The sequence below is a fragment of the Prevotella pectinovora genome (genome assembly GCF_041323955.1).
GTDB lineage: Bacteria > Bacteroidota > Bacteroidia > Bacteroidales > Bacteroidaceae > Prevotella > Prevotella pectinovora.
The window spans coordinates 2946395-2962695 of sequence record NZ_JBGLIV010000001.1 but is presented as its reverse complement, the minus strand read 5'-3'; the positions used below and the strand labels follow the sequence as shown (position 1 = coordinate 2962695).

31 protein-coding genes are annotated in these 16301 nt (G+C 45.1%); all 31 read right to left on the bottom strand.

Annotated features, from left to right (window positions below; genetic code table 11):
* Nucleotides 1–53: 53 nt before the first annotated feature.
* The 31 genes from ACDC99_RS11680 to rpsJ all read right to left on the bottom strand — a co-directional run bounded on the left by ACDC99_RS11680 (nucleotide 54) and on the right by rpsJ (nucleotide 16240).
* Nucleotides 54–1049: a hypothetical protein gene (locus ACDC99_RS11680; RefSeq protein WP_278841807.1), complete on the bottom strand. Its 996-nt coding sequence runs from the start codon at nucleotides 1047–1049 to the stop codon at nucleotides 54–56.
* A 267-nt stretch (nucleotides 1050–1316) separates the two neighbouring features.
* The gene (gene rplQ, locus ACDC99_RS11675; protein ID WP_022315750.1) at nucleotides 1317–1808 is read right to left on the bottom strand and encodes a 50S ribosomal protein L17; all 492 of its coding nucleotides are present in this window, start codon (nucleotides 1806–1808) and stop codon (nucleotides 1317–1319) included.
* A 73-nt stretch (nucleotides 1809–1881) separates the two neighbouring features.
* Entirely contained in the window at nucleotides 1882–2874 is a 993-nt protein-coding gene (locus ACDC99_RS11670) for a DNA-directed RNA polymerase subunit alpha (RefSeq protein ID WP_370756782.1), read from the bottom strand.
* Nucleotides 2875–2885: 11 nt separating this feature from the next.
* Nucleotides 2886–3491: a 30S ribosomal protein S4 gene (gene rpsD / locus ACDC99_RS11665; RefSeq protein WP_288575616.1), complete on the bottom strand. Its 606-nt coding sequence runs from the start codon at nucleotides 3489–3491 to the stop codon at nucleotides 2886–2888.
* A gap of 83 nt (nucleotides 3492–3574) precedes the next feature.
* On the bottom strand, nucleotides 3575–3961 hold the full coding sequence (gene rpsK / locus ACDC99_RS11660; RefSeq protein ID WP_042519081.1) for a 30S ribosomal protein S11: 387 nt from the start codon (nucleotides 3959–3961) through the stop codon (nucleotides 3575–3577).
* A gap of 11 nt (nucleotides 3962–3972) precedes the next feature.
* Nucleotides 3973–4353, bottom strand: coding sequence for a 30S ribosomal protein S13 (gene rpsM, locus ACDC99_RS11655; RefSeq protein ID WP_022315745.1), 381 nt, complete (start codon nucleotides 4351–4353; stop codon nucleotides 3973–3975).
* Between the two features lie 83 nt (nucleotides 4354–4436).
* Nucleotides 4437–4553 carry a 50S ribosomal protein L36 gene (gene rpmJ / locus ACDC99_RS11650; RefSeq protein WP_006950529.1) on the bottom strand — a complete coding sequence of 39 codons (117 nt, stop codon included), beginning with the start codon at nucleotides 4551–4553 and terminating at the stop codon, nucleotides 4437–4439.
* 13 nt (nucleotides 4554–4566) lie between these two features.
* Nucleotides 4567–4785: a translation initiation factor IF-1 gene (gene infA / locus ACDC99_RS11645; protein ID WP_022315744.1), complete on the bottom strand. Its 219-nt coding sequence runs from the start codon at nucleotides 4783–4785 to the stop codon at nucleotides 4567–4569.
* Between the two features lie 3 nt (nucleotides 4786–4788).
* Nucleotides 4789–5586 carry a type I methionyl aminopeptidase gene (gene map, locus ACDC99_RS11640; protein ID WP_370756781.1) on the bottom strand — a complete coding sequence of 266 codons (798 nt, stop codon included), beginning with the start codon at nucleotides 5584–5586 and terminating at the stop codon, nucleotides 4789–4791.
* An 11-nt stretch (nucleotides 5587–5597) separates the two neighbouring features.
* A complete protein-coding gene (secY, locus tag ACDC99_RS11635) occupies nucleotides 5598–6941 on the bottom strand; it encodes a preprotein translocase subunit SecY (protein WP_022315742.1) in 1344 nt (447 codons plus the stop codon).
* Nucleotides 6942–6945: 4 nt separating this feature from the next.
* Complete coding sequence (gene rplO, locus ACDC99_RS11630) at nucleotides 6946–7392, bottom strand: 50S ribosomal protein L15 (RefSeq protein WP_022315741.1); 447 nt, start codon at nucleotides 7390–7392, stop codon at nucleotides 6946–6948.
* A gap of 29 nt (nucleotides 7393–7421) precedes the next feature.
* A complete protein-coding gene (rpmD, locus tag ACDC99_RS11625; protein WP_022315740.1) occupies nucleotides 7422–7598 on the bottom strand; it encodes a 50S ribosomal protein L30 in 177 nt (58 codons plus the stop codon).
* Between the two features lie 15 nt (nucleotides 7599–7613).
* Nucleotides 7614–8126, bottom strand: coding sequence for a 30S ribosomal protein S5 (rpsE, locus tag ACDC99_RS11620; RefSeq protein ID WP_042519089.1), 513 nt, complete (start codon nucleotides 8124–8126; stop codon nucleotides 7614–7616).
* A gap of 6 nt (nucleotides 8127–8132) precedes the next feature.
* On the bottom strand, nucleotides 8133–8477 hold the full coding sequence (gene rplR, locus ACDC99_RS11615) for a 50S ribosomal protein L18 (protein ID WP_370756780.1): 345 nt from the start codon (nucleotides 8475–8477) through the stop codon (nucleotides 8133–8135).
* Between the two features lie 18 nt (nucleotides 8478–8495).
* A complete protein-coding gene (gene rplF / locus ACDC99_RS11610; protein ID WP_022315737.1) occupies nucleotides 8496–9062 on the bottom strand; it encodes a 50S ribosomal protein L6 in 567 nt (188 codons plus the stop codon).
* A 14-nt stretch (nucleotides 9063–9076) separates the two neighbouring features.
* Nucleotides 9077–9472: a 30S ribosomal protein S8 gene (gene rpsH / locus ACDC99_RS11605; RefSeq protein ID WP_022315736.1), complete on the bottom strand. Its 396-nt coding sequence runs from the start codon at nucleotides 9470–9472 to the stop codon at nucleotides 9077–9079.
* Nucleotides 9473–9533: 61 nt separating this feature from the next.
* Nucleotides 9534–9836 carry a 30S ribosomal protein S14 gene (gene rpsN, locus ACDC99_RS11600; RefSeq protein ID WP_022315735.1) on the bottom strand — a complete coding sequence of 101 codons (303 nt, stop codon included), beginning with the start codon at nucleotides 9834–9836 and terminating at the stop codon, nucleotides 9534–9536.
* Between the two features lie 3 nt (nucleotides 9837–9839).
* Nucleotides 9840–10397 (bottom strand): 50S ribosomal protein L5, encoded by a 558-nt coding sequence (gene rplE / locus ACDC99_RS11595; RefSeq protein ID WP_022315734.1) that lies wholly within the window; start codon nucleotides 10395–10397, stop codon nucleotides 9840–9842.
* Nucleotides 10397–10717, bottom strand: a complete 321-nt coding sequence (gene rplX, locus ACDC99_RS11590; RefSeq protein ID WP_022315733.1) for a 50S ribosomal protein L24 — start codon at nucleotides 10715–10717, stop codon at nucleotides 10397–10399. The genes rplE and rplX overlap by 1 nt, the downstream gene beginning before the upstream one ends.
* Nucleotides 10718–10736: 19 nt before the next feature.
* Nucleotides 10737–11102 carry a 50S ribosomal protein L14 gene (gene rplN / locus ACDC99_RS11585; protein ID WP_009231165.1) on the bottom strand — a complete coding sequence of 122 codons (366 nt, stop codon included), beginning with the start codon at nucleotides 11100–11102 and terminating at the stop codon, nucleotides 10737–10739.
* 2 nt (nucleotides 11103–11104) lie between these two features.
* Entirely contained in the window at nucleotides 11105–11371 is a 267-nt protein-coding gene (gene rpsQ, locus ACDC99_RS11580) for a 30S ribosomal protein S17 (RefSeq protein ID WP_082026239.1), read from the bottom strand.
* Between the two features lie 2 nt (nucleotides 11372–11373).
* Entirely contained in the window at nucleotides 11374–11568 is a 195-nt protein-coding gene (gene rpmC / locus ACDC99_RS11575; protein ID WP_022315731.1) for a 50S ribosomal protein L29, read from the bottom strand.
* A 2-nt stretch (nucleotides 11569–11570) separates the two neighbouring features.
* A complete protein-coding gene (rplP, locus tag ACDC99_RS11570) occupies nucleotides 11571–11999 on the bottom strand; it encodes a 50S ribosomal protein L16 (protein WP_022315730.1) in 429 nt (142 codons plus the stop codon).
* A 14-nt stretch (nucleotides 12000–12013) separates the two neighbouring features.
* Nucleotides 12014–12736: a 30S ribosomal protein S3 gene (rpsC, locus tag ACDC99_RS11565; protein WP_022315729.1), complete on the bottom strand. Its 723-nt coding sequence runs from the start codon at nucleotides 12734–12736 to the stop codon at nucleotides 12014–12016.
* A 9-nt stretch (nucleotides 12737–12745) separates the two neighbouring features.
* Complete coding sequence (rplV, locus tag ACDC99_RS11560; protein ID WP_022315728.1) at nucleotides 12746–13150, bottom strand: 50S ribosomal protein L22; 405 nt, start codon at nucleotides 13148–13150, stop codon at nucleotides 12746–12748.
* Between the two features lie 29 nt (nucleotides 13151–13179).
* Entirely contained in the window at nucleotides 13180–13446 is a 267-nt protein-coding gene (gene rpsS / locus ACDC99_RS11555) for a 30S ribosomal protein S19 (RefSeq protein WP_022315727.1), read from the bottom strand.
* Between the two features lie 21 nt (nucleotides 13447–13467).
* Entirely contained in the window at nucleotides 13468–14292 is an 825-nt protein-coding gene (gene rplB, locus ACDC99_RS11550; RefSeq protein ID WP_042519092.1) for a 50S ribosomal protein L2, read from the bottom strand.
* 8 nt (nucleotides 14293–14300) lie between these two features.
* Nucleotides 14301–14645: a 50S ribosomal protein L23 gene (rplW, locus tag ACDC99_RS11545; RefSeq protein WP_022315725.1), complete on the bottom strand. Its 345-nt coding sequence runs from the start codon at nucleotides 14643–14645 to the stop codon at nucleotides 14301–14303.
* 21 nt (nucleotides 14646–14666) lie between these two features.
* Nucleotides 14667–15296 carry a 50S ribosomal protein L4 gene (rplD, locus tag ACDC99_RS11540; protein ID WP_022315724.1) on the bottom strand — a complete coding sequence of 210 codons (630 nt, stop codon included), beginning with the start codon at nucleotides 15294–15296 and terminating at the stop codon, nucleotides 14667–14669.
* Nucleotides 15296–15910, bottom strand: coding sequence for a 50S ribosomal protein L3 (gene rplC / locus ACDC99_RS11535; protein WP_022315723.1), 615 nt, complete (start codon nucleotides 15908–15910; stop codon nucleotides 15296–15298). The genes rplD and rplC overlap by 1 nt, the downstream gene beginning before the upstream one ends.
* Nucleotides 15911–15934: 24 nt before the next feature.
* Nucleotides 15935–16240, bottom strand: a complete 306-nt coding sequence (rpsJ, locus tag ACDC99_RS11530) for a 30S ribosomal protein S10 (RefSeq protein WP_009228666.1) — start codon at nucleotides 16238–16240, stop codon at nucleotides 15935–15937.
* Between the last annotated feature and the right edge of the window lie 61 nt (nucleotides 16241–16301).

Sequence of the window (16301 nt, the reverse complement as noted above, 5' to 3'; positions counted from 1 at the left end):
TGGAAGGCCGGGATTATATGGCATAAGGGATAAACCTGCTTGATAGTCGGGGGTTATCTGTTCATGAATCTTCTGTGGATACTACTGAAGATGCTTCTCTTCACTTTGTCTGAGGCAGCAGGAGCCATAGAAACGCTTCGTGGCGTGGTTCCGCTGACGCTGGAATATGACATATAACCGCTTTCCATTCCTCCGTAGCGGTATACGGTGCCGTCTGAATTCAGTGAATATGTGAGGTTGTAGTATTTGTTCTCTGTGCCTTCATAATCTTTCATAGTGTAGTCTACACCGGTCGGGAAGTATGACGGGCCCTTGCCTACATAACCGATAAAGAACAGGCCGGCGAGGAACGAGTCTGACTCTTCGTTGAGGAAGTTAGGCACGTATTGGAGCGTTACGTTTGCCTCGGCATCATCATAGTCGAATACCAAGGTTTCGATATCTTTCTCACCATCCTCAACGAATGTGTAGACTGCCTTCAAGAGTTTGCCGTCGCTCCATGTGAAGGAATAATCGAATGAGGAACTGTATTTCTCCTTTTCTCCATCCTCGATGTAATATCCGGAACCGCTGCCCTTGATTCTCGTAACGTTGCCATTGCCGTTATAGCTCACGCTGACGCTGCCCGAACCATGCTCCTCTGAGTCGGAGCTTTCGTAGTCGTATTTCTCGGTGCAGCCAGTGATGTATCCGCTACCATTCGTACGGATGTTGCTGACCACGCTGACATCTTTGTAGCCGTTGCCGTAGTTGTCTTGTGTAAAGGTGAATGGGTTGTAGCTTGCCTCATACGGATGGCTGCCATAACCGAAGGATGCCAGCGTGCCGTCGCTGTTGTAGGAATATGTAAGGTTGCCGGCACCTGTCACTCTCACTTTCTTACCTGAAGTGGTCTCTAGAACGCCTGACTCGGTATTGGGTGTAGCCGATCCGCCTTCATCATCGTCATCACCGCACGATGCGAAACCTGCTGTAAGTGCAAGTGCTGCTACTACTGCCATTCCCATCCTGCTGAATGACTTGCCATACTCGAAAAATTTCTTGTTCATGTTCTTGTTCTCCTTGTTTTAGTCAAATCCACAAATGTTTTTAGGGGATTGATGTTAACATAATATTGATTATCTCTGCTGTGCAATCGTATATGAATTGCACTACAAAAATAGAGAATAACCGCCACTCATGAAAACGTCATTTCCCCCGATTTGGAACAAACGGCAACACGATGGGAACAAACGGCATAAATATCTGGGGTAAGCGTACAAAAAAATCCGCCCCGAGATGGGACGGATTAATTCCTATGAGATATATTCGGAGAATTATTCTGCCTTAGCTTCCTCAGCCTTTGCCTCCTCTGCTGCAGGTGCCTCTACTGGAGCCTCTGCCTTTGGAGCAGCCTTGCGGCTACGACGAGTCTTCTTGGCAGCTGCCTTTGGAGTCTTGGCCATGTTCTCATCATAGTCTACCAGCTCGATGAATGCCATCTCTGCTGCGTCACCCTTACGGATGCCCAACTTGATGATACGTGTGTATCCTCCTGGACGATCAGCCACTTTAGTAGAAATCTCTTTGAACAACTCAGTAACAGCGTACTTGTCCTGAAGATAACGGAAAACTACACGGCGTGATGTTGTTGTGTCGTTCTTTGAACGTGTGATAAGAGGTTCTACGAACTTCTTCAAGGCCTTAGCCTTTGCGAGGGTCGTAGTGATTCTTTTGTGCTTGATCAGGGAGATAGCCATGTTTGTCAACATTGCCTTGCGATGGTCAGCAGTACGACCCAGATGGTTGAATTTTTTATTATGTCTCATTTTTTGTTTCTTGTTTTAAGGAGTTTCGCAACGGCAGGAGGAGCCGGATGGCTCCTTCGCCTGTATGCGGATATTATTCCTTATCTAATTTGTACTTAGAAATATCGGTTCCAAACGACAGATTCTGACTCTCGAGCAAATCATCAAGCTCAGAAAGCGATTTCTTACCGAAGTTGCGGAACTTCAAGAGGTCTGTCTTGTTGTACTGTACGAGATCGCCGAGTGTCTCTACGTCGGCTGCCTTCAGACAGTTGAGGGCACGAACGCTGAGGTTCATGTCTACAAGGCGTGTCTTGAGGAGCTGGCGCATGTGGAGAACTTCCTCGTCGAACTCCTGGTTTGTCTCAACGTCAGTGTTCTCGAGAGTGATCTTCTCGTCAGAGAACAGCATGAAGTGATAAATCAGGATCTTGGCAGCCTCTTTAAGTGCGTCTTTCGGGTGAATGGAACCATCCGTAGTGACTTCAAGGAGGAGCTTGTCGTAGTCGGTCTTCTGCTCAACACGATATGGCTCAACGGCATATTTCACGTTACGGATTGGGGTGTAAATTGAATCGATTGGAATTACGTTGACATCGGTGCAGAACTCACGGTTCTCATCAGCCGGAACATAGCCACGGCCTTTGTTGATAGTGAGGTCTATCTGCATTGATGCTTTTGCGTCTAAATGACAAATCACCAAATCAGGGTTTAACACTTCAAATCCAGTCAGATACTTACCGATATCACCAGCCTTGAATTCTGTGGAATTCTCAACGGTGACACTAACTTTCTCGTTCTCGAATTCTTCTACTACTTGCTTGAATCTTACTTGCTTCAAATTCAAGATAATGTTAGTTACATCCTCCTTAACTCCAGGAACTGAGGAGAACTCATGCTCAACACCAGCTATGCGGATGGTGTTGATGGCATAACCCTCAAGGGAGGAAAGCAGAATGCGGCGCAACGCGTTGCCTATGGTAACACCGAAGCCTGGCTCAAGAGGACGGAACTCGAACTTGCCGAATTTGTCATTGGCCTCCAACATTACAACTTTGTCGGGTTTTTGAAATGCTAATATCGCCATTAATTTAATGATTATTTAGAGTACAACTCAACGATTAACTGTTCCTTGATATTCTCAGGAATATCAGCACGCTCTGGCTTGTGCAAGAACTTGCCGCTCTTTGTGTTCTCGTCCCACTCGATCCATGGGTACTTGCTGTGGTTGAAGCCAGCGAGCGCTGTCTCGATAACCTCGAGAGACTTAGCCTTCTCGCGAACACCAACAACCATACCTGGCTTAACGGCAAATGAAGGTATGTTAACAACCTTGCCATCAACTACGATATGCTTGTGGCTAACGAGCTGGCGGGCAGCTGCACGTGTAGGAGCTATACCAAGACGGAATACTACGTTGTCAAGACGGCACTCAAGGTTCTGGAGCAGCACCTCACCGGTGATACCTTCAGCCTTTGCAGCCTTCTCAAACATATTACGGAACTGGCGCTCAAGTACACCATAGGTGTATTTAGCCTTTTGCTTCTCTGCCAACATGACACCGTACTCAGACATCTTTCTGCGACGATTGTTGCCATGCTGTCCAGGAGGGAAGTTTCTCCTAGACAAAACTTTGTCTGCGCCGAAGATTGGCTCACCAAAACGACGCGCAATTTTTGATTTCGGACCTGTATATCTAGCCATAATATTTAAAAAATCTTTGTTGATGCCCTGCATCGCCAGAAAAAACCACTTGCGATGCAAGGCAGATTGGGTATTCTTCTTGATTAAACTCTTCTACGCTTTGGAGGACGACATCCGTTGTGTGGCAATGGAGTAACGTCTACGATCTCTGTAACCTCGATGCCGGCACCGTGGATAGCACGGATAGCTGACTCACGACCGTTACCTGGACCCTTAACGTATGCCTTCACCTTGCGAAGACCGAGGTCGAAAGCGACCTTGGCGCAATCCTCTGCTGCCATCTGAGCAGCGTAAGGAGTGTTCTTCTTAGAACCACGGAAGCCCATCTTACCAGCTGAAGACCAAGAGATGATCTGACCCTCGCTGTTGGCCAATGACACGATAATGTTGTTAAAGGAGCTATGAACATGCAACTGTCCGAGAGCGTCAACCTTAACATTTCTTTTCTTTGCGACTGTTTTCTTTGCCATAACTCTAATTATTATTTAGTAGCCTTTTTCTTATTTGCAACAGTCTTCTTCTTTCCCTTACGTGTACGAGCATTGTTCTTTGTGCTCTGACCACGTACTGGAAGACCGTTACGATGACGAACTCCACGATAGCAACCAATGTCCATCAGTCGCTTGATATTCAACTGGATCTCTGAACGGAGATCACCTTCTACTTTGAATTCAGCGCCGATAATTTCACGGATCTTGGCTGCCTGGTCGTCAGACCACTCGTTGACTTTCAAGTCACGGCTAACACCAGCCTTGTCCAATATCTTTGCTGAACTACTTCGACCTATACCGTAGATATAAGTCAATGCGATTTCGCCACGCTTATTCTGGGGCAAATCTACTCCAACAATTCTTATTGCCATTTTGTGTTAAATGATAAAATAAATAAATTTGTTTGTTAATAAAGCGACACGACTGACTTCACAATCAGGGTGCCAACCCTTTTTTAACCCTGACGCAACTTGTACTTAGGGTTCTTCTTGTTGATAACGAACAGACGACCTTTACGACGAACGATCTTGCAGTCGGGTGTACGTTTCTTCAATGATGCTCTTGTCTTCATATATCTCTATAGTTTATTTGTATCTAAATACTATTCTGCCTTTGGTCAAATCGTATGGACTCATCTCCACCTTTACCTTGTCACCAGGAAGAATCTTGATGTAGTGCATCCTCATCTTTCCTGAGATGTGGGCTGTGATAGGACAACCATTCTCCAACTCAACGCGGAACATGGCGTTAGAGAGTGCCTCTACGATTGTTCCATCTTGCTCAATTGCGGCTTGCTTTGCCATAACTTAATAATTTGCTTCTAATTTTTCTATTTCACTAAACGAAGATAAAACTTCTGCCTTACCGTTTCTCACTGCCAAGGTATGCTCGAAGTGAGCAGCCGGCTTTCCGTCGCGAGTGCATATAGACCAATGGTCGGGCAACATCGCAATCTTGCGGTCTCCCATCGTAATCATAGGCTCAATGGCAAGACACATTCCTGACTTCAGCAGGATGCCGTTACCTCTCCGGCCATAGTTGGGTACCTGGGGGTCTTCGTGCATCTCTCTTCCTATGCCATGGCCCGTCAACTCCCTTACGACTCCATAACCTTTTTTCTCACAATGGTCTTGAACGGCAGAACCGATGTCGCCAAGATGACGACCGGCTACCGCATTCTCGATTCCTTTGTATAAAGCTTCTTTTGTCGTGGACAACAGTAGCTTTATCTCATCGGAAACCTCACCTACACAGAACGTGTAGCAAGAGTCACCATTGAAGCCATCCAGCAATGTTCCACAATCGATGGAGATGATATCGCCATCTTTGAGAACAGTATCTTCACTTGGTATTCCATGAACCACAATGTCATTAACGGAAGTACAGATACTAGCCGGAAACGGGTCGCCATAGGGATTCGGGAAATTCTTGAACGTCGGGATTGCTCCGTGGTCACGAATGAATTCCTCAGCAACCTTGTCAAGGTATAGAGTAGTTACTCCGGGCTTTATACGTTTAGCCAATTCAGTCAGTGTCTGGGACACCAACTGATTGGCTTTACGCATTAATTCAATTTCATCTTCAGTCTTCAGAAAAACTTTCATCTGCACAGTGCTTAGTAAGCGGAAACGCCAGCGTTACGACCGCGAACATGTCCTGAGTTGAGAAGACCATCGTAATGTCTCATCATCATGTGGCTCTCGATCTGCTGCAGTGTATCGATAACGACACCTACGAGAATCAGAAGAGAAGTACCACCGAAGAACTGTGCAAATCCATCCTGCACGTTGAGCAACGCTGCCAGTGAAGGCATGATTGCAATGAAGGCGATGAACAAAGAACCAGGGAATGTGATACGGCTCATCACCGTCTCAATGTAATCCGCTGTTTCCTTACCAGGCCTAACGCCAGGAATGAAACCATTATTACGTTTCATATCCTCTGCCATCTGAGTAGGATTCAATGTAATGGCTGTATAGAAATATGTGAAGGCAATGATAAGCACTGCGAACACGATATTGTACAGCAAACTACGGTGATCCATCAGAGAACGGATGATTTCGTTAGAGGCATCAGTAGAATACTGAACCACTGCGAGAGGAATGAACATCAAAGCCTGAGCAAAGATGATAGGCATAACGTTTGCAGCGAAAAGCTTCAAAGGAATATACTGACGAGCGCCACCATATTGCTTGTTGCCGACAATACGCTTAGCATACTGTACAGGAACTTTTCGAGTGCCCTGGGTGAGGAGCAATGCAGCACAAACCACAAGATAGAGGATGAGAAGCTCAATGATGAACATTACCAGACCACCGTTTGTGATGGCGGTAAAGCGAGAACTTGTCTCCTGAATGAAAGCCTGTGGAAGACGGGCAATGATACCGATCATAATGATAAGAGAAACACCATTGCCGACGCCCTTGTCAGTGATGCGCTCACCGAGCCAGAGAACAAACATACTACCAGCTGCAAGGATGATAGTGGCTGTGAGGATGAAAGATCCCCAGTCGAGGCCAGGAGCCAAAGCTCCGTAAGCCTGCGCCTTGAGGTTCATCAGATAAGAAGGAGCCTGGAACACGAGTATGAACACAGTCAATACTCGTGTGTACCAGTTGATCTTCTTGCGGCCACTCTCGCCCTCACGCTGCATCTTCTGGAAGTAAGGCACAGCGACAGCAAGCAGCTGCATAACGATAGAAGCTGAGATGTAAGGCATTATTCCCAATGCGAAAATAGAAGCATGAGAAAACGCACCACCGGAGAACATATCCAACAGTGACATCAAACCGCCACTTGTCTGATTCTGCAGTTTTTCCAACATTGCAGGGTTAATACCAGGAAGCACTACGAAAGAGCCGAAACGATAAATCGCCACGAACAGGATCGTGATGAGGATGCGCTGACGCAGATCCTCAATCTTCCAACAGTTCTTCAGTGTCTCAATAAACTTTTTCATTTACTTAGATTATAGTTGTGTTACCACCAACTGCCTTGATTGCCTCTTCAGCAGTCTTAGAGAAAGCGTTTGCCTCTACATCGAGCTTAGCCTTCAACTCGCCGTTTCCAAGAATCTTAACGAGTACTCTACCCTTTACTACTCCGAACTCCTTGAGCTCAGCAAGACCGATCTTAGTGAGGTTCTTGCTCTCTGCCAAAGTCTGAAGAGTAGAAAGGTTTACAGAAAAGTATTCCTTGTGGTTGATGTTCTTGAAACCAGACTTAGGAACACGACGCTGCAAAGGCATCTGACCACCTTCGAAGCCAATCTTTCTCTTATAACCAGAACGAGCCTTGGCACCCTTGTGTCCACGAGTAGAAGTACCACCGAGTCCAGAACCTGTACCACGGCCGATACGACGACGTGAATGTGTAGAGCCTTCAGCTGGCTGTAAATTATGTAATTTCATAATTGTTCTTTTTTTAATGTTACGAGTAATTAATCAACAACACTTACCAAGTGGTGTACCTTTCTAATCATTCCGCGGATAGTAGGATTATCTTCATGCTCTACAACCTGTGAAATCTTTGTCAAGCCCAGCGCCTGAAGAGTGCGCTTCTGGTCAACTGGAGCACCGATCTTACTCTTAATCTGTTTGATCTTTATTGTTGCCATAAAAATTCTCCTTTATTAACCGTTAAATACTTTATCAAGTGAAATACCACGAGTCTGTGCCACTGTGTATGCATCGCGCAGCTGGCTCAATGCAACGATAGTAGCCTTTACGAGGTTGTGTGGGTTGGAAGAGCCCTTTGACTTAGCCAAAACGTCCTTGATACCAACACTCTCCAATACAGCACGCATAGCACCACCTGCTACAAGTCCGGTACCGGCTGCTGCTGGGCGAAGGAATACCTTTGCACCACCGAAGCTAGCCTCGATCTCGTGAGGGATAGTACCCTTGAGAAGAGAAACCTTTACAAGGTTCTTCTTTGCAGACTCTACACCCTTTGCTATGGCAGCAGTAACTTCACCTGCTTTGCCAAGACCCCAACCGATGACACCGTTTCCATCGCCAACAACGACAATTGCAGCGAAGGTGAAAGTACGGCCACCCTTGGTAACCTTGGTAACACGGTTAATAGCAACCAATCTGTCTTTTAACTCAACGTCACTATTTATTTTTACTTTATTCATTGCCATAATCGATTAAAAAATTAGACCGCCTTTACGTGCTGCATCAGCCAACTCCTTAACTCGTCCGTGGTAGAGATAACCGTTACGGTCGAAAACCACCTTAGAGATGCCAGCCTCGATAGCCTTCTTGGCTACGAGCTCGCCAACCTTGGCAGCCTGCTCCTTCTTAGGCATAGCCTCAAGTCCGAGTGATGAAGCAGAGGCAAGTGTAGTGCCTGTCAGGTCGTTGATAATCTGAACGTAAATTTGCTTATTGCTACGGAAAACACTCATACGTGGACGCTCGGTTGTACCGTTGACACGCTTACGTATTCTGTATTTTATCTTAATTCGTCTTTCTACTTTATTAGTTGTCATAATCGAAAATTATTAAAGTTACTTAGCTGCAGCTGTCTTACCAGACTTTCTGCGGATAACCTCACCCTTGAACAAGATACCTTTTCCTTTATAAGGCTCAGGCATACGGAAAGAACGAATTTTTGCACAGATAAGTCCCAGTAACTCCTTGTCACAAGACTCAAGAATTATGATAGGATTCTGATTTCTTTCAGACTTAGTCTCAACCTTAACTTCCTTAGGAAGCTGAATGAAAATTGGGTGTGTATAACCAAGAGAGAACTCGATGAGGTTTCCCTGGTTTGAAACACGATAACCAACACCTACAAGCTCCAAGACCTTCTGATAACCTTCGCTTACACCAACAACCATATTGTGGATCAAAGCACGGTAAAGTCCGTGGAAAGCATTTTTCTGCTTATAGTTAACAGGGCTGTTCTCGTCAACAGAAAGAACAACATGTCCATCCTCTATCTTAACGATGATTGAGCTGTCAACCTTCTGTGAAAGCTCACCCTTAGGACCCTTTACACTTACAACGCCGTTGTTAAGAGCTACTGTAACTCCAGCTGGAATACTAATTGGTAATTTACCTATTCTTGACATATTCAATCCTCCAATTAATATACGTAGCAAAGAACCTCACCACCGATCTTCAGGTCGGCAGCCTCTTTGTTAGTCATTACACCTTTGGATGTAGATAATATTGCAATACCTAATCCGTTGATAACTCTCGGCATTTCCTTGTAACCAGCGTACTTACGAAGACCTGGGGTGGAAACTCTCTTAAGGCACTTGATTGCGTTTGCCTTAGTCTGTGGGTCATACTTCAAGGCAACCTTGATAGAACCCTGAGGACCATCCTCTACAAACTTGTAGTTAAGGATGTATCCCTTCTCGAAGAGGATTTTAGTGATTTCCTTCTTCAAGTTAGAAGCTGGAACTTCTACAACACGGTGATGAGCCATGATTGCATTTCTCAACCTCGTTAGATAATCTGCTATTGGATCTGTCATTATATAAAATGTTTAATTAATCGGGCCTACCCCGACAATATTAAAAAATTGAAACTGCTTATTACCAGCTTGCCTTCTTAACTCCAGGGATGAGTCCTGCAGAAGCCATCTCACGGAACTGAATACGAGAGAGACCGAACTGACGGATATAACCCTTTGGACGACCTGTTATCTTGCAACGGTTGTGCAAGCGGATTGGATTTGCATTCTTTGGAATAGACTGCAACTTACGAGCTGCCTCGTATGCCTCTACAGGATCGTTAGAAGTTGCGATAACCTTCTTCAACGCTGCGCGTTTCTCGGCATAACGTGCCACCAGTTTGGCACGTTTTACCTCGCGAGCTTTCATTGACTCTTTTGCCATATCTTATTTATCGTTTTTAGCGTTCTTGAAAGGAAGGCCGAAAGCCTTCAACAAAGCATAACCCTCTTCATCCGTGTTGGCAGATGTCACGAAAGTGATGTTCATACCCTGGATGCGGTCGATAGAGTCGATGTTGATCTCCGGGAAGATGATCTGCTCTGTAACACCAAGTGTGTAGTTACCACGGCCGTCGAACTTGCTCTCGATACCCTTGAAGTCGCGGATACGAGGAAGGGCGATGCGCACGAGTTTCTCGAGGAACTCATACATGCGCTCACGACGCAATGTCACCATAACACCGATAGGCATCTTCTTACGAAGCTTGAAGTTAGCGATATCCTTCTTAGAATATGTTGCTACTGCCTTCTGACCAGTGATAGCAGTGATTTCGTTGATAGCGACATCAATGATCTTCTTGTCCTGTGTCGCATCTCCGAGACCCTGGTTTACAACGATTTTCTTGAGGGCAGGAATCTGCATCTTAGAAGAATAGTTGAACTGTTTCTGGAGTGCAGGAGCGATTGTCTCTGCGTAAACGGTTTTTAATTCAGCTGTATTCATTATTTGATTTCCTCCCCTGACTTTTTAGCGATGCGGACCTTCTTGCCCTCATCGTTCATCTTAATTGCAATACGAGTAGCCTTGCCACTCTTAGGATCTATCAAACTCAAGTTAGAGATATGTATAGAAGCTTCCTGCTTTACAATACCTCCCTGAGGGTTCTTAGCACTTGGCTTTGTGCTCTTAGAGACCATATTCACGCCCTCTACGATAGCACGCTGCTTGTCAACCAGTACCTTCAGCACCTTACCAGTCTTGCCCTTGTCCTCACCGGCCAGAACGATGACTGTATCGTTTTTCTTAATATGTAACTTATTCATTAATCTCTTACTTTAAATATTAAAGAACCTCAGGTGCCAAAGAAACGACTTTCATGTTGACTGCACGCAATTCGCGGGCAACAGGGCCGAAGATACGGCTACCGCGGATTTCACCAGCATTGTTCAACAAAACACAAGCATTGTCATCGAAACGGATGTAAGAACCATCAGCACGACGAATCTCCTTCTTTGTGCGAACAATCAAAGCCTTAGATACTGCACCTTTTTTCAAATCACTTGACGGGATGACGTTCTTTACAGAAACTACGATCACGTCACCAACACTTGCATAACGGCGGCGTGTTCCACCAAGCACACGGATGCACAAAGCCTCACGGGCGCCGCTGTTATCACATACAGTAAGTCTTGATTCTGCTTGTATCATATTTACTTAGCTTTTTCAATTATTTGAACTAATCTCCATCTCTTTGTCTTACTCAAAGGACGAGTTTCCATAATGAGGACTGTATCACCTACGTTAGCCTCATTCTTTTCATCATGAGCGTGGTATTTCTTTGTCTTCTGGACAAACTTACCATATATAGGGTGCATCTCCTTGAACTTAGAGGCAATAACAATGGTTTTATCCATCTTGTTACTGATAACGACACCCGTTCTTGTCTTTCTTAAATTTCTTGTTTCCATCTGGACCATTGTTATTTGTTAAGTTCTCTCTCGCGGAGTACTGTCTTCATGCGTGCGATGTCACGACGTGCCAACTTAATCTGAGATGGATTCTCTAGAGGAGTGATCGCATGATTAAGTTTCATCTGATTGTACTTTGCAACCTCTGACTCTATTCTCTCTACCAAGTCCTTGGTTTCGAGTTCTTTTACTTCTTTAATCTTCATAATTAAGCGTTTTTATCGAAATCACGTCTAACAATAAATTTAGTCTTAACAGGCAATTTCTGCGCTGCGAGACGAAGAGCCTCCTTTGCTATGTCAAAAGAAACGCCTTCAACCTCGAAAAGAACGCGTCCTGGAGTAACAGGGGCTACCCATCCTGCTGGATCTCCCTTACCTTTACCCATTCGGACGTCAGCAGGCTTGCGAGTGATTGGTTTGTCCGGGAAAATGCGGATCCATACCTGACCCTCACGCTGCATATAACGATTGACTGCGATACGGGCAGCCTCTATCTGGCGGCTATCCAACCATTTTGCCTCAAGTGTCTTGATACCGAATGATCCGAAAGCCAGCTGTGTACCTCTGTGAGCGTTGCCTTTATTACCACGTCCATCTTGAGGTCTTCTGTATTTTACTCTTTTAGGCTGTAACATGTTTGTTTCTAACTTTAACGGTTATTGTTTCTCTTACGGTTACCTCTTGGCTTGCCACCCTGACGTCCGCCATTAGACTTCTCCTGTGTGAAGTTAGGTGTGAGATCTACCTTGCCGTAAATCTCGCCGCGGCAAATCCAAACCTTGATACCAAGCAGACCAACCTTTGTGAGTGCCTCTGCCTGACAGTAGTCGATGTCAGCGCGGAATGTATGCAGAGGAGTACGTCCCTCCTTGTACATTTCCTTACGTGCCATCTCGGCACCGTTCAGACGGCCAGTGATCTGTACCTTGATACCCTCAGCACCTGCACGCATAGTGTTTGCAACAGCCATTTTGATAGCACGACGGTAAGCGATCTTACCCTCAACTTGTCTTGCTATGTTATTAGCAACGATTGATGCGTCAAGCTCAGGCTTCTTAACCTCGAAAATATTAATCTGAATCTCCTTGTCGTAGAGTTTCTTCAACTCTTCCTTCAACTTGTCAACGTCTTGACCACCCTTACCAATGACGAGACCCGGACGGGCTGTGCATATAGTGATGGTAACAAGCTTCAAAGTACGCTCGATGACGATGCGGGAAACGCTAGCCTTAGCCAGACGCTCGTTAAGATACTTACGGATTTTGGTATCCTCTACCAAATTATCGCCGAAGTTCTTACCACCGAACCAATTTGACTCCCAACCTCTAATGATACCAAGACGGTTGCTTATTGGATTTACTTTCTGTCCCATTCTACTATATTATTTTTCATCATTAGTTTTGGCATCAACAAACAGAGTGATGTGGTTGCTACGCTTGCGGATTCTGTAACCACGGCCCTGTGGTGCCGGTCTCATACGTTTCATTGTAACGCCCTCGTCAACGAAGACCTTAGAGATATAAAGTTCACCGTCTTCAGCCTTACGGTCATTTTTTGTTTCCCAGTTTGCGATAGCAGAGCGCAACAACTTCTCTACGTCTGCAGCTGCAGCCTTGTTAGAGAATTTGAGAACTCCAAGGGCGCGGTTAACCTCCATGCCACGAACCATGTCAACTACATAGCGCATTTTGCGTGGAGAAGAAGGAACGCCATTGAGCTTCGCAAAGTACATTGTTTTCAAGGCCTCTTTTCTTTTCTCAGCCGATATTTTTTTTCTTGCTCCCATTTTAATTTCTTTTTACAATGGTTTGCCTGTTATTTCTTATTACCAGCATGTCCGCCGAAACGACGTGTTGGTGAGAACTCACCAAGCTTGTGGCCGACCATGTTTTCGGTAATGTAAACAGGAATAAATTTATTTCCGTTATGAACTGCAACAGTGTGACCCACAAAATCAGGGGAAATCATTGATGCTCTAGCCCATGTTTTAACGACACTCTTCTTTCCGCTTTCATTCATAGCGAGAATTTTCTTCTCGAGCGATACGTTAATGTACGGACCTTTTTTTAATGAACGACTCATAATTTACTCTAATTAACTTGATTATTTCTTAGCTCTTTCAATAATATACTTGTTAGAATGCTTCTTTGGAGCTCTTGTCTTGAGTCCCTTAGCATACAAGCCCTTACGTGAACGTGGATGACCTCCAGACTGACGTCCTTCACCACCACCCATTGGGTGATCAACTGGGTTCATTACAACACCACGGTTGTGTGGACGACGACCAAGCCAACGTGAGCGACCTGCCTTACCAGACGACTCAAGAGCATGGTCCGAGTTACCTACGCTACCTACAGTAGCTCTACAAGCACTAAGAATCTGACGAGTCTCGCCAGAAGGGAGTTTGATAACACAATAACTGCCTTCACGAGAAGTCAACTGAGCAAAATTACCAGCCGAACGAACGAGCAGGGCACCCTGTCCAGGACGCAATTCAATGTTGTGAATCACTGTACCTACTGGGATGTTAGCGAGCGGGAGAGTGTTTCCAATCTCAGGCGCTGCATCCTTACCAGACATCAGGGTAGTACCTACCTGCAGTCCATTGGGAGCAATAATGTAACGTTTTTCTCCATCTGCGTAGAACAAGAGAGCGATACGAGCCGAGCGGTTTGGATCATACTCAATTGTCTTTACTACAGCTGGAACACCATCTTTCTCTCGTTTGAAGTCGATCATACGGAACTTCTTCTTGTGACCGCCGCCACGATAGCGGACAGTCATCTTACCGGTGTTGTTTCGACCGCCGGTAGAACGTTTACCGTAAACGAGAGACTTCTCTGGCACGGATGCAGTAATCTCCTCGAACGTGCCAATAACCTTGTGTCTTTGACCCGGTGTAACCGGTTTAAATTTACGTACTGCCATTTTTTATTTTAGATATTGCTGTAAAAATCAATTGTATCGCCCTCTTTCAGAGTAACGATTGCCTTCTTATACGCGTTCTTCTGACCCTTGATGAGTCCGGCCTTTGTATAGCGGCTTGAGCGCTTACCAGCGTAACGAAGCGTATTTACATTAATTACTGTAACGTTATACAGACTTTCAATTTCTTTCTTAATCTCGAGCTTACCGGCCTCTGGGCGAACGATGAAGCCATACTTAGCCTCTGCCTTCTTTGTGCGTGTCTCACCCTTTACCTTGTAAGTTTTCTCAACAGAAGACTTGTCTGTAATTTTAGTCATCTTCTCAGTGACCAATGGTTTGATAATGAATGCCATAATTTACTGTCTCCTATTAATTTATTTTGTTAAGATTCCGTCGATTGCCTTGAGCGAATTTTCAGTCACGACAAGAACATCAGCGTTCAAAACCTTGTAAGTATTGAGGGCCGAAGCAGTCATGATTTCGGTACGCTGCAAATTTCTAGCTGACAAATATACGTTTTTATTTACTTCTGGCAAAACCAAGAGAGTCTTACGTCCGTCAACTTTAAGATTTTTAGCAACATTTACGAATTCTTTAGTCTTTGGAGCCTCAAAAGTGAAGTCCTCAACAACAACTATAGCATTCTCCTGAGCCTTGTAAGAAAGAGCGCTCTTGCGTGCGAGAGACTTAACTTTCTTGTTCAGCTTGAAACGATAGTCACGTGGTTTAGGACCGAATACGCGACCACCACCAACGAGTACAGGTGAGTTGATATCACCACGACGTGCGCCGCCGCCACCTTTCTGACGTCCGAGCTTACGTGTAGAACCAGCATGCTCACTTCTCTCCTTAGACTTTGCTGTTCCCTGACGCTGGTTAGCGAGGTACTGCTTTACATCGAGATAAAGAACATGGTCATTAGGCTCAATTCCGAAGATTGATTCGTTTAACGTAACCTTTCTTCCAGTGTCCTCACCTTTGATATTTAATACGCTAATTTCCATTATTTCTCAATTATTACGGTTGAACCATTACAACCAGCTACACTTCCCTTAACGAGAATAAGATTGTGCTCTGGAATTACCTTTAACACTTTGAGGTTCTGAGTTGTCACTCTGTCGCCTCCCATTTGTCCGCCCATGCGCATTCCCTTGAATACCTTTGCTGGGTAAGAACAAGCACCGATAGATCCCGGTTTGCGGGCGCGGTCGTCCTGTCCGTGAGTAGACTGTCCTACACCACCGAATCCGTGACGCTTAACGACACCCTGGAAACCTTTACCCTTTGAGGTACCTACAACGTCAACGAAGTTTGTGTCGTTGAAGATCTCAACCGTAATGGTGTCACCGAGGTTGTACTCCTCGTCAAACTTGAACTCGGCCAAGTGTCTCTTTGGTGTTGTACCTGCCTTCTTGAATACGCCGAGCATAGGTTTAGTGGTATTCTTCTCCTTCATCTCGCCGTAAGCCAACTGATAGGCCTGGTAACCGTCCTTCTCAACGGTCTTTACCTGAGTTACAACACAAGGACCTGCTTCGATAACAGTGCACGGTACATTCTTACCGTCGGCACTGAAAACGGATGTCATTCCGATTTTTTTTCCAATTAATCCTGGCATTTCAATTAATATTAAAAAATTAAACTATACTTTGATTTCTACTTCTACACCGCTTGGCAACTCAAGCTTCATCAGGGCGTCAACGGTCTTTGCTGTTGAGCTGTAGATGTCGATAAGACGCTTGTAATCGCTGAGCTGGAACTGCTCACGAGACTTCTTGTTAACGAAAGTAGAGCGGTTAACGGTAAAAATACGCTTGTGTGTAGGCAATGGAATAGGACCGCTAACGATGGCACCTGTAGCCTTTACTGCCTTCACGATCTTCTCTGCTGACTTGTCAACCAACTTGTGGTCGTAAGACTTCAGCTTGATTCTGATTTTCTGACTCATTTTTAATTTTGAAATTAATAATATAAGAAATAAAGAGAGAGGCACGTCAATTAAGAGTCAT

What these genes read in the sequence shown, in the direction of transcription:
- rplE (WP_022315734.1), bottom strand. Translation starts at nt 10,397, where the DNA reads ATGAATACAGCTGAATTAAAAACCGTTTACGCAGAGACAATCGCTCCT.
- rplX (WP_022315733.1), bottom strand. Translation starts at nt 10,717, where the DNA reads ATGAATAAGTTACATATTAAGAAAAACGATACAGTCATCGTTCTGGCC.
- rplW (WP_022315725.1), bottom strand. Translation starts at nt 14,645, where the DNA reads ATGGCATTCATTATCAAACCATTGGTCACTGAGAAGATGACTAAAATT.
- rpsK (WP_042519081.1), bottom strand. Translation starts at nt 3,961, where the DNA reads ATGGCAAAGAAAACAGTCGCAAAGAAAAGAAATGTTAAGGTTGACGCT.
- ACDC99_RS11680 (WP_278841807.1), bottom strand. Translation starts at nt 1,049, where the DNA reads ATGAACAAGAAATTTTTCGAGTATGGCAAGTCATTCAGCAGGATGGGA.
- rplQ (WP_022315750.1), bottom strand. Translation starts at nt 1,808, where the DNA reads ATGAGACATAATAAAAAATTCAACCATCTGGGTCGTACTGCTGACCAT.
- rpsH (WP_022315736.1), bottom strand. Translation starts at nt 9,472, where the DNA reads ATGACAGATCCAATAGCAGATTATCTAACGAGGTTGAGAAATGCAATC.
- rpmC (WP_022315731.1), bottom strand. Translation starts at nt 11,568, where the DNA reads ATGAAGATTAAAGAAGTAAAAGAACTCGAAACCAAGGACTTGGTAGAG.
- rpmD (WP_022315740.1), bottom strand. Translation starts at nt 7,598, where the DNA reads ATGGCAACAATAAAGATCAAACAGATTAAGAGTAAGATCGGTGCTCCA.
- rpsC (WP_022315729.1), bottom strand. Translation starts at nt 12,736, where the DNA reads ATGGGACAGAAAGTAAATCCAATAAGCAACCGTCTTGGTATCATTAGA.
- map (WP_370756781.1), bottom strand. Translation starts at nt 5,586, where the DNA reads ATGAAAGTTTTTCTGAAGACTGAAGATGAAATTGAATTAATGCGTAAA.
- ACDC99_RS11670 (WP_370756782.1), bottom strand. Translation starts at nt 2,874, where the DNA reads ATGGCGATATTAGCATTTCAAAAACCCGACAAAGTTGTAATGTTGGAG.
- infA (WP_022315744.1), bottom strand. Translation starts at nt 4,785, where the DNA reads ATGGCAAAGCAAGCCGCAATTGAGCAAGATGGAACAATCGTAGAGGCA.
- rpsS (WP_022315727.1), bottom strand. Translation starts at nt 13,446, where the DNA reads ATGAGTCGTTCATTAAAAAAAGGTCCGTACATTAACGTATCGCTCGAG.
- rpsM (WP_022315745.1), bottom strand. Translation starts at nt 4,353, where the DNA reads ATGGCAATAAGAATTGTTGGAGTAGATTTGCCCCAGAATAAGCGTGGC.
- rpsE (WP_042519089.1), bottom strand. Translation starts at nt 8,126, where the DNA reads ATGGCAATGAATAAAGTAAAAATAAATAGTGACGTTGAGTTAAAAGAC.
- rpsQ (WP_082026239.1), bottom strand. Translation starts at nt 11,371, where the DNA reads ATGGTCCAGATGGAAACAAGAAATTTAAGAAAGACAAGAACGGGTGTC.
- rplB (WP_042519092.1), bottom strand. Translation starts at nt 14,292, where the DNA reads ATGGCAGTACGTAAATTTAAACCGGTTACACCGGGTCAAAGACACAAG.
- rplR (WP_370756780.1), bottom strand. Translation starts at nt 8,477, where the DNA reads ATGACAACTAATAAAGTAGAAAGACGAATTAAGATAAAATACAGAATA.
- rplO (WP_022315741.1), bottom strand. Translation starts at nt 7,392, where the DNA reads ATGAAATTACATAATTTACAGCCAGCTGAAGGCTCTACACATTCACGT.
- rplC (WP_022315723.1), bottom strand. Translation starts at nt 15,910, where the DNA reads ATGCCAGGATTAATTGGAAAAAAAATCGGAATGACATCCGTTTTCAGT.
- rplP (WP_022315730.1), bottom strand. Translation starts at nt 11,999, where the DNA reads ATGTTACAGCCTAAAAGAGTAAAATACAGAAGACCTCAAGATGGACGT.
- rpmJ (WP_006950529.1), bottom strand. Translation starts at nt 4,553, where the DNA reads ATGAAGACAAGAGCATCATTGAAGAAACGTACACCCGACTGCAAGATC.
- rplV (WP_022315728.1), bottom strand. Translation starts at nt 13,150, where the DNA reads ATGGGAGCAAGAAAAAAAATATCGGCTGAGAAAAGAAAAGAGGCCTTG.
- rplD (WP_022315724.1), bottom strand. Translation starts at nt 15,296, where the DNA reads ATGGAAATTAGCGTATTAAATATCAAAGGTGAGGACACTGGAAGAAAG.
- secY (WP_022315742.1), bottom strand. Translation starts at nt 6,941, where the DNA reads ATGAAAAAGTTTATTGAGACACTGAAGAACTGTTGGAAGATTGAGGAT.
- rpsJ (WP_009228666.1), bottom strand. Translation starts at nt 16,240, where the DNA reads ATGAGTCAGAAAATCAGAATCAAGCTGAAGTCTTACGACCACAAGTTG.
- rplF (WP_022315737.1), bottom strand. Translation starts at nt 9,062, where the DNA reads ATGTCAAGAATAGGTAAATTACCAATTAGTATTCCAGCTGGAGTTACA.
- rplN (WP_009231165.1), bottom strand. Translation starts at nt 11,102, where the DNA reads ATGATACAAGCAGAATCAAGACTTACTGTATGTGATAACAGCGGCGCC.
- rpsN (WP_022315735.1), bottom strand. Translation starts at nt 9,836, where the DNA reads ATGGCAAAAGAGTCAATGAAAGCTCGCGAGGTAAAACGTGCCAAACTG.
- rpsD (WP_288575616.1), bottom strand. Translation starts at nt 3,491, where the DNA reads ATGGCTAGATATACAGGTCCGAAATCAAAAATTGCGCGTCGTTTTGGT.